At 39.4% G+C, this 15,251-nt stretch carries 13 protein-coding genes and 1 riboswitch; of the genes, 12 read left to right on the forward strand and 1 reads right to left on the reverse strand.

Features of this window, described 5'->3' with window-relative positions:
* Positions 1-3 precede the first annotated feature (3 nt).
* Genes E0485_RS11010 through E0485_RS11050 form a run of 9 tightly spaced genes read left to right on the forward strand, consistent with a single transcriptional unit; the run spans position 4 to position 10,226 of the window.
* Entirely contained in the window at positions 4-1,206 is a 1,203-nt protein-coding gene (locus E0485_RS11010; RefSeq protein ID WP_132418086.1) for a glycosyltransferase, read from the forward strand.
* Positions 1,172-1,747, forward strand: a complete 576-nt coding sequence (locus E0485_RS11015; protein ID WP_165921149.1) for a GNAT family N-acetyltransferase — start codon at positions 1,172-1,174, stop codon at positions 1,745-1,747. Before E0485_RS11010 ends, E0485_RS11015 begins: the two co-directional genes overlap by 35 nt.
* Positions 1,747-2,739: a GNAT family N-acetyltransferase gene (locus E0485_RS11020; protein ID WP_165921150.1), complete on the forward strand. Its 993-nt coding sequence runs from the start codon at positions 1,747-1,749 to the stop codon at positions 2,737-2,739. The genes E0485_RS11015 and E0485_RS11020 overlap by 1 nt, the downstream gene beginning before the upstream one ends.
* 6 nt (positions 2,740-2,745) lie before the next feature.
* Positions 2,746-4,137 carry a polysaccharide deacetylase family protein gene (locus tag E0485_RS11025; RefSeq protein WP_132418089.1) on the forward strand — a complete coding sequence of 464 codons (1,392 nt, stop codon included), beginning with the start codon at positions 2,746-2,748 and terminating at the stop codon, positions 4,135-4,137.
* A gap of 22 nt (positions 4,138-4,159) precedes the next feature.
* Positions 4,160-5,497 (forward strand): glycosyltransferase, encoded by a 1,338-nt coding sequence (locus E0485_RS11030; protein WP_132418090.1) that lies wholly within the window; start codon positions 4,160-4,162, stop codon positions 5,495-5,497.
* On the forward strand, positions 5,490-6,659 hold the full coding sequence (locus tag E0485_RS11035) for an O-antigen ligase family protein (RefSeq protein WP_165921151.1): 1,170 nt from the start codon (positions 5,490-5,492) through the stop codon (positions 6,657-6,659). The genes E0485_RS11030 and E0485_RS11035 overlap by 8 nt, the downstream gene beginning before the upstream one ends.
* Before the next feature lie 21 nt (positions 6,660-6,680).
* Positions 6,681-7,805, forward strand: coding sequence for a glycosyltransferase family 4 protein (locus E0485_RS11040; RefSeq protein ID WP_132418092.1), 1,125 nt, complete (start codon positions 6,681-6,683; stop codon positions 7,803-7,805).
* A complete protein-coding gene (locus tag E0485_RS11045; RefSeq protein WP_132418093.1) occupies positions 7,802-9,175 on the forward strand; it encodes a sugar transferase in 1,374 nt (457 codons plus the stop codon). Before E0485_RS11040 ends, E0485_RS11045 begins: the two co-directional genes overlap by 4 nt.
* Before the next feature lie 34 nt (positions 9,176-9,209).
* The gene (locus E0485_RS11050) at positions 9,210-10,226 is read left to right on the forward strand and encodes an LCP family protein (protein WP_132418094.1); all 1,017 of its coding nucleotides are present in this window, start codon (positions 9,210-9,212) and stop codon (positions 10,224-10,226) included.
* A gap of 61 nt (positions 10,227-10,287) precedes the next feature.
* Here E0485_RS11050 and E0485_RS11055 read toward each other — a convergent pair whose 3' ends face one another.
* Entirely contained in the window at positions 10,288-11,373 is a 1,086-nt protein-coding gene (locus E0485_RS11055) for an acyltransferase (RefSeq protein WP_132418095.1), read from the reverse strand.
* Between the two features lie 273 nt (positions 11,374-11,646).
* Between E0485_RS11055 and E0485_RS11060 the strand changes: the two genes are divergently transcribed.
* The 3 genes from E0485_RS11060 to ribD all read left to right on the forward strand — a co-directional run.
* Positions 11,647-12,624 carry an SDR family oxidoreductase gene (locus E0485_RS11060; protein WP_132418096.1) on the forward strand — a complete coding sequence of 326 codons (978 nt, stop codon included), beginning with the start codon at positions 11,647-11,649 and terminating at the stop codon, positions 12,622-12,624.
* On the forward strand, positions 12,621-13,952 hold the full coding sequence (locus tag E0485_RS11065) for a right-handed parallel beta-helix repeat-containing protein (RefSeq protein ID WP_132418097.1): 1,332 nt from the start codon (positions 12,621-12,623) through the stop codon (positions 13,950-13,952). The genes E0485_RS11060 and E0485_RS11065 overlap by 4 nt, the downstream gene beginning before the upstream one ends.
* 101 nt (positions 13,953-14,053) lie before the next feature.
* A riboswitch (FMN riboswitch) is annotated at positions 14,054-14,302 on the forward strand.
* Between the two features lie 241 nt (positions 14,303-14,543).
* A partial coding sequence (ribD, locus tag E0485_RS11070) for a bifunctional diaminohydroxyphosphoribosylaminopyrimidine deaminase/5-amino-6-(5-phosphoribosylamino)uracil reductase RibD (protein ID WP_207910965.1) occupies positions 14,544-15,251 on the forward strand: 708 nt, incomplete at its 3' end.

The raw sequence follows: 15,251 nt of genomic DNA on the forward strand, positions 1-15,251 counted from the left end.
AGTATGCTGAGCTTCATCGTTTTTAAAGATATTTTAATGTACCAAACGGATTCCTATTTACCTATATTGGCGGAAGGATTGGAGCATTTTGTACCCCTATATGTCGGTTCTAGGAAAATTATGAATCCATTACCTCTAGATGAACAGAGGGTTAAAGTATTGAATAAAGGAACAGCTTTGGGTTGGATAAGAGAAGGCATATTCAAGTACTTTGGTGGAGCTCCTTTCTTTTGGAATTCACTCCGCAAAAGCAACCCTAAGTTTATACATGCACATTATGGCTTTGGTGGCGTGTTGGCTTTACCCATTCAAAAAAAACTGAAAATACCCATGATTGTTACATTCCACGGACATGATGCTACAGCTACTGATGAGTCAGGAAAACAATATTTTACCCATAGACTTTATGTGAAAAAACGCAGCGAATTGCAGGAACGAGCTGCTTTGTTTATCGCTGTATCGAATTTCATCAAACAAAAAATGATTGCTCAAGGATATCCGGAACATAAAATTATTACACATTATCTTGGAATTGATGTGGATTTGTTTCAACCAGATCCATCGATTATCCGTGAACCCATTGTTCTGTTTGTCGGAAGGTTTGTAGAAAATAAAGGCGGAGAATACTTGATTCGGGCAATGGAATGTGTTCAACAAACCTATCCTGAGGCGAAATTGGTTCTTATAGGAGATGGGGAACTTCGAGAAGAGCTGGAAGAGATGGCACGACACAAAATCCATAATTATCAATTTTTGGGGATGCAAACACAGGATGTGATAAGAAAGTGGCTGAACAAAGCAAAGGTTCTCTGTGTTCCCAGTATAACAATTGCCTCAGGGAAGTCAGAAGCGTTCGGACTTGTTTTCATTGAGGCTAATGCAATGGGAGTACCTGTAGTAAGCTTTGATACGGGAGGTATAGCAGAAGCGGTTGAGCACGATAAAACGGGTTATTTGCTCCCTGAAAAGGATTGGTTAGGTCTGGCAAAGTATATTACTTTACTACTAAAAGACGAAAATTTATGGCAGCAATTGAGTACGCAAGGCATTCAAAGGGTTTCCCAGCATTTTAATATGACCATACAGAAGCATAAGCTTGAGGATATTTACAATCAGCTCATGCAATCAGGAGATTATAGTCTTAATTGGAAAAAAGGAGATGCTTTTTCTTTTGCGTATCACTCGAACAAAGATACTAGTATATAAGACAACTGGTCATTCACCAAACAATACCACTGACAATTCCATCGTTCAATTAAACGATCGTCATCCTGACATCCATTCCAAGATTATGACGAAGGAAATAATTAAGCATTATTTTCACAATGATAGCGCCAGAAGACGAGTGTTTTTATCTTTTTTGAGAAAAGGGTTCATCGGTCTGCTTCTATATTCAGATAAAGAGTGGATTGGTTATGGATGGATGTCAACGTTAGAGCACAATCATCCTCCGCATTTTCCAAAATACATTGTACCAGAACGAGGCTTTTGGATATTTTATTGTCATACCCTAGAAAAGTACAGAGGACAGGGACTGTATAAGCGGGTTTTAACGGAGTTGAAACAAATTGCGTCTCTTACGAGCCAAAATCCAGAGTTGTATATTGATACCGATGAAGATAATAGAATTTCACAGAAGGGTATATTAGCAACTGGCTTTGAGCTCATTGGCACTGTGGGAAGTCGTTACTTTATTTTATTCGATACATGGTTGCATTTGAAATCGAAATGGGGAGAAAGCAATTGATGTTAGAACTGCTAGATAAGAAGGAGTTAGATGAAGCTAGTTCGATTGACGAACCATTAAAACATCATTATGATGTTCTATTTAATGAAGGCTGGATTAAGTTCAATGAAATAAAATGGAAATTAACGCATAAAAAAGTAAATATTAATGGGCATGAAATTGAACATCCCAGTCTTCATTCCATATTATTCTTGAATAACAACAATCGTATTGTCAGACCTCCAATGAATCCATACTTGCCTTTATGGTTTAAGACAACTCCGACAAACAGTAAAGTTCGTCAACAGGCTCAATGGCTAAGCGCATGTAAGGCATTAATAAATGAATTTCATATTCATGATTTTAAAAATACGATTTTCTTGCCTCCTATGGTTACTGATATTCGTCCTTGGCAATGGGCTGGATTAAGAGCAAGTGTCCGCTACACCTATGTGATCGACTTTCCGTATCACCTGGGGCAAGCAGAATCAGAAGTTCGCAGGAAAATAAACAAAGCACAAAAAAATGGTTATTTATGTGAGCGCACGACGAATATGCAGCATGTATATGAATGTTTGGTCTCTACAGAGCTTAGGCAAGGGTTTAAACATCATCTGACACTTGATGATTTAATACTTGCTCAAGAACTGGTTGGTGAAGAACATCTTCGTGCTTATGTTGCATATGCTCCAAATGGAGAACCTGTTAGCGCAGAAGTCATACTTCATAGTCCTTATAACTATGGATATGGATGGGTTTGCGGCAATAAGAAGGAGCATCTTAAAAATGGAACTAATCAATATTTAATGTACTACGCAATGGAAGATTTAAATGTTAATGGATCTATGGGTTTGGATTTATGTGGAGCAAACATGCCAAATGTCTCCCAAAATAAAATGGGATGGGGAGTTGACATAAAACCCTACTATACGATTGATAATTATAGCATCAAAACAGTAACGAAATGGAGTCGAGATTGGTTTAGATATTCACGTTTAAAATGGGAGGTGTAAATAAATGTGATTCATCTTTATCATCCACCTGGATATTTGGCGGAAAGGCATTATGTGTATGACGTCATATTTACTGAATTTCTTGGGATAGCCTATCAATCGTTCGAAGAGCATCGCACGAATATACGAATTGTATGTGGCGATACGCAGCATAGCAATGACAGCCGAGAATTAACGTTGTGTGACGTGCTTATGCAGGTACCTGAGGGAGATTGGTTACAAGCGAAGTCTTTGCCTTCCATTCCCCTAGAGCAATTTGCATTCCCGAACCAATACGAGTTCCCGATCATTTATGGAAAGCGACTGGATGAAGGCAGCTATTACAAGGAATCGGATGCAGGAATAGATGTTGGTGTGGATGTGTTCGGCAGTATTTTTTTTATGCTAAGCCGTTATGAAGAATTGGTCAAACCTGATCGGGATGCGCGAGAAAGATTCCCTGCTGCTGCTTCACTGGCATTCCAGGAAAAGTTTCTAGAGAGGCCGATTGTTAATGAATATGTCGATTTCTTCTTTACCTGTATGCAGCAATTATGGCCTCATCTGACAAAGAAGAAGCGGGATTATCGAATTTGCCTAAGTCATGATGTAGATGTTCCCTTGCTGGCTGCGGGGAGACCGCTTGGAATAGTTATGAAAAATGCAGCTGGTGATATTATCAGACGAAGAGAAGCTTCGATTGCAATGAAACGTTTTCGTTCATATTATCAAGGACTACTGGGCAATTATGACAGCGACGATGGAAATACATTTAACTTCATCATGGATCTAAGTGAACGAAAAGGCATTCAAAGTGCCTTTTATTTTATTACGAGCCATAGCGCAGGAGCAATTGATGGGGATTACTCGATGCAGGATCAATGGATTCGGCATTTGTTGCGACACATTCATAAACGTGGGCATGAAATTGGATTACACCCGAGCTACAATTCATACGATAATGTTGAAATTTTAAGCAGAGAATTGGCAATTTTGCATACAGCCTGTGATGAAGAAGGAATAGATCAAGAGCTCTGGGGAGGACGCCAGCATTATTTGAGATTTGATATTGCACAAACGTGGCGAGCATGGGAAGAGGCTGGTCTACACTACGACAGCACGCTAAGCTATGCGGATCATATCGGATTTCGAAGTGGTGTTTGCTATGAGTACCCAGTATTTGATCTTCAACAAAGGAAGAAATTGCAGCTCCGTGAACGACCGCTTATCGTGATGGAGCAAACCTTATTACATAAGGATTACATGCGTGTTTCAGTCGAAACGGCGTATCATAAAATTATTCAAATGTCCAAAATATGTAAAAGCTTAAATGGCGATTTTACTCTGCTTTGGCATAATGATCAGTTGATTGAGCCTGCCCATCGCGATTTATATAAAAACGTAGTTGAAGGAATATAGTCCATTGTAGGAGGACAAATGCTTGCGAATTTTATTAATATCATACTTTTTCCCCCCGTATAATACGATTGGTGCTGTACGCACAGGTAAAATGGCGAAGTATCTTGCTAAAATGGGGAATGAAGTGTATGTCCTATCAGCTAAAAATCAACCATTACAGCCATCTTTATCTTTAGAAATACCTCATGATCAAGTAGCGTATACGAATTGGATGGATGTCAATAAACCTGTGCAATTTCTTCTCGGAGGCAGAGCCAAAATTGCAGATCGGGGTTACATACCTCCTAAAGGTATACTTAGAAAAACTTTTAAATTTTTTGGTCATAGCTATAAAACGTTAGTTAATTTCCCAGATGGCCAAGTTGGTTGGGTGCCTTATGCGATTAAAGAGGGGGCTAGGAAAATACGGGAATGGCAGCCTGATATTATTTATGCAAGTGCTATGCCGTATTCTTCATTACTTATTGCTAAGAAATTGTCTACGAAATTTAATATCCCATGGGTAGCCGAATTTCGTGACCTGTGGGTTGATTATCAGTATTATCATTACGGGTTTCTGCGAAAAAAATTGGAGGCTTGGTTAGAACGAAGTACGCTAATAACTGCATCTGGCTATATTACAGTTTCGGAGCCACTCGCTGAGACGCTTAGGAAGAAATATAACAGCAAACCTACCAAGGTAATCATGAATGGTTTTGATCTGGAGGATTATCCTGAAGAAAATAAAAGGGACCAAGAAACGATATCTAGTCAAGATCATGTTCTAAGGATCTTGTATACAGGTATGGTTTATGAGGGTAAAGAAGATCCATCGCCATTGTTCAAGGCATTGCATCTTTTGGGGGATAATGGGGATCATGTGAGAGTTGTATTTTATGGACGTTATTTAGATACGGTTAGAGAATTGGCTAAACGTTATCATGTGGAGCATCTAATTGAAATAAATTCCCCTGTATCTTATACGGAATCTATTCAATTACAATGCAATGCCGATGTATTGCTGCTCTTGCTTTGGAATGATCCGATGGAGAAAGGGATCTATAGCGGCAAGTTATTTGAATATATTGGTGCAAGACGTCCAATTCTAGCTATTGGTTCAGAGGATAACGTTGCTGCTGATCTCGTTCGTGAGCGCAATGTAGGTGTTGTTCAGAATGATGAGATGCGAATTGCTGAGTTGCTTCTGGAATGGATCAAGCAGAAACAAATCGCTCCTATTCCGGATAAACCGATTGAGGCAGCTATGGGCTTGTCCAGAGAAGTTCAGGCTGAACAGTTACAGCAGTTTTTGCGATCTGTTCTACAAATGAAGGCTTCCGTAAAACAACTAGCACAGCATGGGGTGGTTCCGAATGAATAGCATAACGTTGGAGGGATCGGCTGTGACTCCTTTATATGCAAAGCTGATCTGGTTGCTCCTTATACTCTGTGCTATCGTTTTTATTGAACCTGCACCATATGATTTATTTGTTTTGCTAGCTTTTGGAATCAGCTTGTTTACTGGATATCTCAGGTTTCCAGCTTATATGGGATTGCCCGTGTTGTTAATTGGCTTATTTGTGATGAGTAATGTTCCTTCAATGCTGCTTGTAAGTTCTGATCAGAATGTATCCATCAAATATTTTATGGTCACGCTCTATTTAATTGTATCCTGGCTCTTCTTTGCGGGATTAAATAATCGGTTTAAAGAAACCGTATTGAAAGTTATTTTTTCGGGATACCTGACTGCGGCAATCTTGTCAACGGTCATTGGCCTATTGGCCTATTTTCATATCATCCCTACATTTGGGGTGTTAATCAAATATGGCAGGGTAACTGGTTTATTTAAGGATCCGAATGTATTTGGACCCTTTCTTGTTCCAGGCGTTGTCATCTCGTTACACTATATGGTTACAAGGTACAGGAACAATATGCTCATATGGATGATTTCGTTTATATTGCTAATTGTCGGGGTTTTGCTTAGTTTCTCAAGAGCTGCCTGGGGGAATTGTGTATTGGCCTGTTGTCTATATTTATTATTCCCTTATACCGTTAGCCTAAAGAAGAAAATAGTTATGATTTCAGCCATTTTATTGATTGCCGTTCCGATCATGAGTGTTGTCATTACAAGTCCTAACATAAGCAGTATGTTTACGGACAGATTTGGAATCAAAAAATATGATGAGGATCGCTTTGGAACCCAGCAAAAAGCTCTGAGCCAAGTTATCGAGCACCCGCTTGGAATCGGGCCAGGGCAATCGGAGATCTTGTTTTCCTATGCTACGCATAGTCTCTACGTACGTGTATTAATCGAAAATGGCATTGTAGGGTTTACAGCTTATATTAGTTTTATTCTGCTAACTATATATCGGGCATTTTATAACGCATGGCGACGAGGCAGTCCGTACCATGCGTATTTTGCTATTTTTGGCGCATGTTTGGTTGGGATTATTTTCAATAGTTTTTTTATTGATACACTGCACTGGAGACATTTTTGGATATTGCTTGCGCTTCCATGGATGCCGAATAGCAAAACCATATAATTTGCTAAAAGAGAGGTTTTTATGAATATTGTTCAGTTAATAACGAGATCCGATAACATCGGTGGCGCACAGATGCATGTCCTGGATTTATCCACTTCTTTACAACAATTAGGTCATGAAGTAACCGTGCTGGTGGGTGGAGAAGGAAAGTTTTATGAACTATTACAAAAAAACGGGATAACCTGCATCGCAATAAGTCGATTAGTTCGATCTATTCAACCATTGGATGATTATCGGGCAATGATGGAAATTCGCAGCGTAATCAGGCGCCTAAATCCAGATATTATTGCTACACATTCTTCGAAAGCAGGTTGGCTAGGGCGTATAGTAGGTAAATCGTTAGGCATTCCAACCGTATTTACAGCGCATGGATGGGCATTTGCTGAAGGAGTGCCTCGTTTTCAAAGAAACATGTATTTAGTGGCAGAGAAACTTGCTGCGCGTTTGGCATCAAGGATTGTAACGGTGTCTAAGCATGATCTTCGGCTTGCTTTACGGTACAAAGTCACAACACCAGAGCAATTAATTGCAATTCACAATGGTATTCCAGATATGCCGGATCTGGAAGCTGATCCAGGTCAGAATCCGCCAAGGCTAGTGATGGTTGCGCGTTTTGAGCCTCAAAAGGATCATCGCACACTTATACAAGCACTTGCAGATCTTCGAGACTATTCATGGCAGCTTGATTTAATCGGAGACGGTCCCTTGCGATCCGAAATGGAGCAGCTGGTAGTCGATTTGGGGCTGGAAAAACATGTTCGTTTTTTAGGGGAATGCAACAATGTCCCCCAGCTACTGAAGGATGCACAAATATTTGTATTAATTTCAAATTGGGAAGGTTTGCCAATCAGCATTCTAGAGGCGATGCGTGCAGGAATCCCTGTTGTAGCTTCGGATGTTGGAGGTGTATGCGAGATGATTGAAGATGGCGTAAACGGTTATCTCATTCCTCGAGGGGATTCACAGTTACTCGCTAGTCGCATGACGGAGCTAATAACGAATGCTGAGCTGCGAATACAATTTGGTTTGAAGGGACGTAATCGATTTGTCAAAGATTTCACGTCTAACCACATGAATGACCAAATACTATTTTTATATGAAACATTATTGAAGAACAGAACCACCCCAGGGAGGGAACAGATTTGAGCAATATATCCAAATTTTCATGGGTCGATGCAATTATTATGTTTTTTAATCTTGTATGTGTTCATGTTGGATTGTTTTTGGCTTGCTTGATTCTTGAGGACATTGGATCGCTGGGTGATCACGTTGAAAAGTATGGATATAATCTCATAGGGGCATCAGCTGCAGCTTTTGCCATCTTTTATTTGTACGGGATATGCAATGTAGGCAAAGGGAGACGTTTACAAAGCATTATTGTCTCCGTATTTCTATCCATTTTTACATACACAGCCGGTTCCTTGTTAATCTCTGTGTGTTTTGATGTGCTTAATTGGTCTGCTGCTGTTTACTTCATGGCTTTTATTTTTCAATTTGGACTCATCACTTTAATTCTTTATCTGATCTCAAGCATTCATAAACATTTATTTAGCAATAAAAAAGTATTGATTATTGGGGAAACGATGCAGGATGGAAGAATACTGGAACACAAAATTCAAAATTTAGTTAACGGTTCTGTAGAGATCGTCGGCTATTTACATGAGACGGATTGGCAGAAGAATAAACATGTTCTTGATTCATCGGATGTTGTCCTTGTTCAATCGAATTTTACAGGTAAGGACGAATTGATGAGTTATTGCGCATTAAAGGGGAAGGAAGTTCTAGTTATACCAGAGGTCTCGGATTTATTAACGTTGAACGCAGATATGCAGCAAATTGATGACTTACTGGTACTATCTGTTAAACCTCCTAAACTGAATCAAGCTGAACGTTTGATTAAAAGGCTATTTGATATCGTTGTTTCTTTGATCTTGTTAGTCATTTTAAGTCCTGTGTTACTCGTCATCTATCTATCTGTTTCATTTACGTCGCCTGGATCAGCCATATTTAAGCAAGTACGATCAGGTCTGAATGGCACTGAGTTTGAAATCATAAAATTTAGAACCATGATCGATAATGCCGAATCAATAAGTGGTCCGATGTTAGCCACTACTAAAGATCCAAGAATTACAAAGATTGGGGCAATATTAAGGGCGACTCGTTTAGATGAACTCCCCCAATTTCTAAATGTGCTAAAAGGAGACATGAGCTTAATTGGGCCGAGACCTGAACGTCCTTTTTTCGTTGAACAATTCATGCAAACCATTCCTACGTATAGTTACCGCATGACTGTTAAACCAGGCATTACTGGCCTAGCTCAAGTTATGGGAAAATACAATACTACCGCTTTGGATAAACATCGCTTTGATCTGATGTATTTACGTCAGTATAGTCTTCTTCTTGATCTGAAAATTTCTTTTCAAACGATCCTTATTGTGCTGAGCAAAGAGCAGGCTGAGGGAGTTAAAGTAACCAATACGATCCCTAATTTACAGGAATCTGCTAATAATATTTGACATTGTGTATAGATTGACGGAAAGAGTGATTCAAATGAAATGGTTTCGGAATTGGAAATTCACAGTCCCTCTTATCTTGTTCTGCGGTATCCTGATTTTCGGTTTTTTCATTTATCATAAATATCTTCCAACTAATCATTTTGAGCAAATTGATATTCCTGTACTCGTTAAACCATCTGCAGCAAGCGATCAACCGATATCGCCATCGGATGTTCAGGATGATCTTAATTTACTCCATAACAAAGCATTAACCGAACAAGAAGATCAATCTCAAATAAATCATTCCTTTAATGTGTTAATACTTGGTACGGATGCACGAGACGATGAATTATCTCGAACCGATGTCATCATGGTAGCCCATGTAGACCCAGAGAAAAAGCAGGTAAATCTCATATCCGTACCACGGGATACGCGCGTTATGATCCCAGGGGTGGGATATACGAAGGTAAATCATGCTCATATTTTAGGCGAAAGCAAAGGTGGCAACCATGCTGGAACTGAATCCGTGATGCAGATTATTAGTGATTTTTTTGGTATTTCAATCAATTATTATGTCAAAACGGATTTTGAAGGCTTTGAACGGTTTATTAATCAAATCGATGGGATTGATGTTGATCTCGATGAAGCGATTCACGTTACTTATTCCGACAATCGCGTCATAGGTCCAGGACCCCAGCACCTGGATGGAGAGAGCGCATTAATGTTAGTAAGAGAGCGCAAGTCTTTGCCTGATGGAGATTTTGGAAGGCAAAAAAATCAAGCCTTGATGCTCAAGGCTTTGGCCAAAAAACTATTGCAGTGGGACTATATCAAACAATTGCCTTCACTTATATCCCAGATCAAAGAAGATGTGATCGATACGAATTTCAAGGATGACGATCTGATTAGTCTAGCATGGATGATGGCGGATATTCGCAGTGATCAAATTGAGTATAGCTCTATACCTGGGCATAGTGATAGGCTAATGGATCCACTTCTTCGAATGGAACTTTATTATTGGATACCAGATTTAGCGGAAGTTAAGTTGCTATCGGAGCGACTCTTTAAGTGATATAGAATTTATAACTTTCAGTTCATAAATTCTAAGTATCACCTTAAGAAACGCATCCGTCTTATAAAGACGGTGAAACCGTTTCTTTTTGATAACTCTTCAGCTTATGTTTGGTCAATTTCAAGCCTCTATAACTGATGTATGAAAGGATGAATACGCTAGGCGTATAAATAAGTTGAAAAAATATATTTTGTAATAAATAGCTGAATCCGAATAAATCGAGTGAATTCACGACTAAGCTAATATAAAAAGTGTGAAGAACGTAAATTCCAACAGTTGTGCTTCCAATTTTCGTAATGAATGAGTTCTTGCCTAGATTTTGGCTTGATAACACAAACAGGATTAAACAGATGATTAAAGGAATTGTCGAGAAGTAATAATTCTCCCCCAAGCCCTGACCAAATAATTGGATTAGTATGGCTCGTTCTGCAAGTTGAGTAAGGGAGAAGACAACAAACAAAGCTAAGTATACTAGTGGATTGACATGCATCAATTTTGACTTGATCCAGTCATAGTGTGTGGCCATGTAATAACCCAATGTTGTATAAAATAAGCCGTAAAACAGAGCATCTCTAGTTTCGATCGGAACAGTCAGAAGGACAGAATAAGATTGACCGAAAATACCAATTAAATTTAGTACAAAGCTAATAACGAGCAGGAGATTCAATTTACCGAATTTTGCAAAAATAAAGAGGATCACTACTGACCATATGAGAGCGGTCAAGTACCATAATTGATGCGCGGTAGCGGGAGGACCGTAATAAAGTGTTTTCAAGCTGACAAAAGTATCTAGATAATTCGTCAACTTATCGCTTTCGTCTTTAAGAACAGAATATAAGATGCGAATGATTAGATCGTAACAAAAATAGAACAACCCCCAGCTTAAAAACAGCTTTAATGTCTTCCATAAATACTTTCGAAAATATTGGCTGGTTTGTGCATACTTTCTCGATTTCTGAGCAATTAAAAATCCAGATATAACGAAGAAGAATGGTACTGAAAATCGAGAAAAGGTATTAATCACAAAGTGTAAATCAAATAGATCGGTGATGTAAAAGCCTTTCAAGAATCCAGTGTGAACACTAACTACGATTAGAATAGCAAAAAACTTAATAAAATCAATTGCATAGTTTCTTTCTGCAGCCATATAACACCTTCCTAGTTTATGTATACCGAATCACATAGATTTAATTATTACATAAACAGCAAAATGATACAATACGTATCTTTATTACTTTAATTTAGTTTTTGTAAAATCCCAATAATTACTTGACATTACAAGAAATTCAACATAGATTAGAGTTTATGTGATACAAAACGTATCTTTATTTGTATTATAGATTTACCTTAAGAAACGCACCCGTCTTAAAGGACGGTGAAACCGTTTCTTCTTGATATGACTTATGGAGGGGAAGCTTGTATGCTTAAATTTCTTGTTACAGGTGGAGCTGGGTTTATCGGATCGAATTTAGTTGAGGCTTTACTTAATCAGAATTACGAGGTTACTGTACTTGATAATTTATCGACTGGCAAAATCTCGAATATCCAGTCTTTTCTTAATGATATTCGTTTTATAAAGGGAGATATTCAAAATCTAGAAACCTGTTATCAAGCAGTTAAAGGGATGGATTATGTTCTGCATCAAGCAGCTATAGGATCAGTTCCTCTATCGATCAAGGATCCAATTCAAACTCATCTAACTAATGTGACTGGAACACTCAATATGCTTGTTGCAGCCAAAGATCAAGGTATAAGAAAAGTTGTCTTAGCAGCATCATGCGCGGCTTATGGTAATTCCAAACAACTTCCTTTAGTAGAGTCGATGCCTTCTTCTCCATTGTCACCTTACGCTGCATCAAAATTAGTTACGGAGTCTTATGCATCTGTATTTTCAAGTGTATATGGCTTACCAACGATTTCATTACGCTATTTTAATGTATTTGGTCCTAAGCAGGATCCATTGTCACAATATGCTGCCGTCATACCTAGGTTCATTTCTAAGTTAATTAGCAATGAAACGATAGAAATTTATGGAGATGGGGAACAAACAAGAGATTTTACTTACATCGATAATGTCATTCAAGCCAATTTGAATGCGTGTTTTGCTGATCCAATCTCAAGTGGCAAGGTATATAATATTGCTTGCGGTGAACAAATATCATTAAATCAATTGTTTGAGAAGTTGTGCGGCAGTATGGATATACACTCTCAGCCCAAATATAAAGCTGCTCAAATAGGAGATGTAAGGCATAGTCTTGCTGATATAAGTCTTGCACAAGCTTATCTAAACTATCAGCCTTGCACGAATTTTGAGCAGGGATTAAAAAAGGTCGTTAAATGGTACCTTGAACAGAGCGGCACTTCTACTTCCGGGTATCAAGCACATATCCAAATATGAGGAAAGTGTGGGCAAGATATGCGATAGTTGTCACGTTAAGCGTCTTGATTATTGGCGCTTTTTTCTTTTTGATAGATGAAAATGATCAAACGGTCGACACAGGGTATCAAATCGTTCATGCCCAGAATTTTGGTGCTACTGGTGATGGGATAACGGACGATAGCGAAGCTTTTCAGAAGGCGATTGACAGTGTTAGCAGTAGTGGTGAAGTACGTGTACCTGCTGGAATTTTTATGATTCGCAATGTAGTTATTAAATCTGGAATTAAACTCATTGGCGAAGGAGAAACCTCTGTATTAAAGCTGCCTGCAGACGGAAAGGTTTGGGATATGGTGCTTATTACAGGAGGGGATGTGAAAGCAGAGAATGTAACGATATCCAATTTAACTATCGATGGCTCAGCCGATCTAATCGGGCTTAGAGATGTTCAGATGCACGGGATTGATATCCAAGGCGGAAGTAAAAATGTAGTTATAAGAAACATGAACTTTCAAAATATGTGTGGAGACGGTATACGCATAACCGAGGATGGCAAATTGAAAACAATTCCACAAAAAATAGATATAGAAAATAATCGTTTTCAAACAATTGGACGTCAAGATATCGCTGTTGTACATGCTTATGATGTCACAATTACGAAGAACTACGGAACCGGTGCGCTGGATATTGAACCCGAGAAACCTATGATTAAGAATGTTGTGGTTACAGATTCATCATTTGCTAGATTGGATGCAACATCAGCTAATCGTATACAATCAGCCGAGATTATGGTGAAGAATTCACAATTCGAGGAATCTTTATTATGGGCCATAAAAGGGATAGAAGTAGATCATTCAACGATTAAACATATGCGAATCTCAAATGCAAGTCATGTTACGATTAGCAACAATACGATGATGATGCTGGAAATATTCCCACCCTCGGGTAAATCAAGCAGTAACATCACGATAACCAATAATGTCATAGAGAATAGTTCGAATAACAGGACAGAAGCAATGCTGGGCTTTTCAGATCAACAAGGTGTCGGCATTTATATGTGGAATACAGCGGATACTATCGTTTCAAATAATATCATTCGTGCAGAAGCAGCAGGTATTTATTTATCTTCTGGTTGTGAAGGAATAACAATTAAAGACAATACAATTGAACGATTGCAAGGCACAATGTCACCCGAAAATGGCTTAGTAGCGGTCCGGAAGACGAAGGATCTTACAGTCGTGAATAACACTTTCACAGGCTGGCCCGATAGTATCTCGGTAGATGTTTCTAACAAGGACTACGCGAAAATGATTGCGAATAATTCCTTTGTAGGGTCAAATATTCAATGATTTGCTTTATTTGCGATGTAGAACGGTTTAATGCAGCAAGCTTTCATTTCTTGCAATTGTTGTGACATCATGATAACATTCAAGGTGAATCACAACTTAATATTATCCTTCGGGGCAGGGTGAAATTCCCGACCGACGGTGATGCTTAGGAAGTTGTTTATTTACTTCCTTTGTCATAAAGAAGGAATCCATTAACTTTATGGCAATGAGAACTTGTTAAGAATATGTAAGATGTTCTCATAAGCTAAGTCCGTGACCTGTGTATACAAGCGGCAAAGAACAACTGTATACATGGCTGATCTGGTGAGAGACCAGAACCGACAGTAAAGTCTGGATGGGAGAAGGAGAGCGTAATAAGGAAACAAATTTTTACAATCGTTTGTGCATTTATTCACAATGTATATGCGGTTGTGCTTAAGGTTGGATTTGTAAGGGAGTTATGCCCTTATAGAGACTGCTTTATTTGCTTTCTTATTAAAATGGATTTGGATATTGTCATGCTCTTATTGATCTCATAATCATGAAGCCCCGTTCTTACCGTAGAACGGGGCTTATTTGTATTGAACAGCAAGCGTACAAGGAGGTGTGATGATGCAGCTGCTAAGCGATGAATCTTACATGCGATTCGCTCTTGAACTAGCGTCAAGTGCGCAGGGACAAACGAGCATTAACCCCGTTGTTGGATGTGTACTCGTTAAAGATGGCCGCATGATTGGGATGGGCGCTCATCTCCGAAGGGGTGAGGCTCATGCTGAAGTGAATGCTTTGCTTATGGCAGGTGACGAAGCAGAGGGGAGCACAGCTTACGTTACACTCGAACCATGCTCCCATTATGGCAAGACACCTCCTTGCAGCAAGCGATTAATTGAGAAGGGTGTTAAACGTGTTGTTATCGCAGCACAAGACCCGAATCCGCTTGTAGCTGGGACGGGCATTCGCTTGCTGCGTGAAGCGGGTATCCAAGTTGATGTGGGCGTTTTGCAAGAAGAGGCTACGGTTATGAATGAAGTATTCAATAAATTCATTGTAACGGGAATGCCTTGGGTAACGCTAAAGCTTGCATCAACGCTTGATGGCCATATCGCCTCTCGAACGGGCGATTCCAAATGGATCACGAGCGAGGCCTCCCGCGAATACGTCCATATGCTCAGACACCAGCATCAAGGCATTATGGCTGGTGCCGACACGGTGCTCGCTGACGATCCACAGCTGAGCACAAGGCTCTCCGTACCGGCCCTGCAGCCGGTACGCATCATCGTCGACGGCGCGCTGCGCGTTCCGCCGTCGGCACGTGCGCTC

Origin of the sequence: Paenibacillus albiflavus (genome assembly GCF_004344915.1) — a bacterium.
Classification (GTDB): Bacteria; Bacillota; Bacilli; order Paenibacillales; family NBRC-103111; genus Paenibacillus_AM; species Paenibacillus_AM albiflavus.

Coding starts and splice junctions, on each gene's coding strand:
- E0485_RS11010 (WP_132418086.1), top strand. CDS start 4: ATGCTGAGCTTCATCGTTTTTAAAGATATTTTAATGTACCAAACGGAT.
- E0485_RS11020 (WP_165921150.1), top strand. CDS start 1,747: ATGTTAGAACTGCTAGATAAGAAGGAGTTAGATGAAGCTAGTTCGATT.
- E0485_RS11035 (WP_165921151.1), top strand. CDS start 5,490: ATGAATAGCATAACGTTGGAGGGATCGGCTGTGACTCCTTTATATGCA.
- E0485_RS11040 (WP_132418092.1), top strand. CDS start 6,681: ATGAATATTGTTCAGTTAATAACGAGATCCGATAACATCGGTGGCGCA.
- E0485_RS11050 (WP_132418094.1), top strand. CDS start 9,210: ATGAAATGGTTTCGGAATTGGAAATTCACAGTCCCTCTTATCTTGTTC.
- E0485_RS11055 (WP_132418095.1), bottom strand. CDS start 11,373: ATGGCTGCAGAAAGAAACTATGCAATTGATTTTATTAAGTTTTTTGCT.
- E0485_RS11060 (WP_132418096.1), top strand. CDS start 11,647: ATGCTTAAATTTCTTGTTACAGGTGGAGCTGGGTTTATCGGATCGAAT.
- E0485_RS11065 (WP_132418097.1), top strand. CDS start 12,621: ATGAGGAAAGTGTGGGCAAGATATGCGATAGTTGTCACGTTAAGCGTC.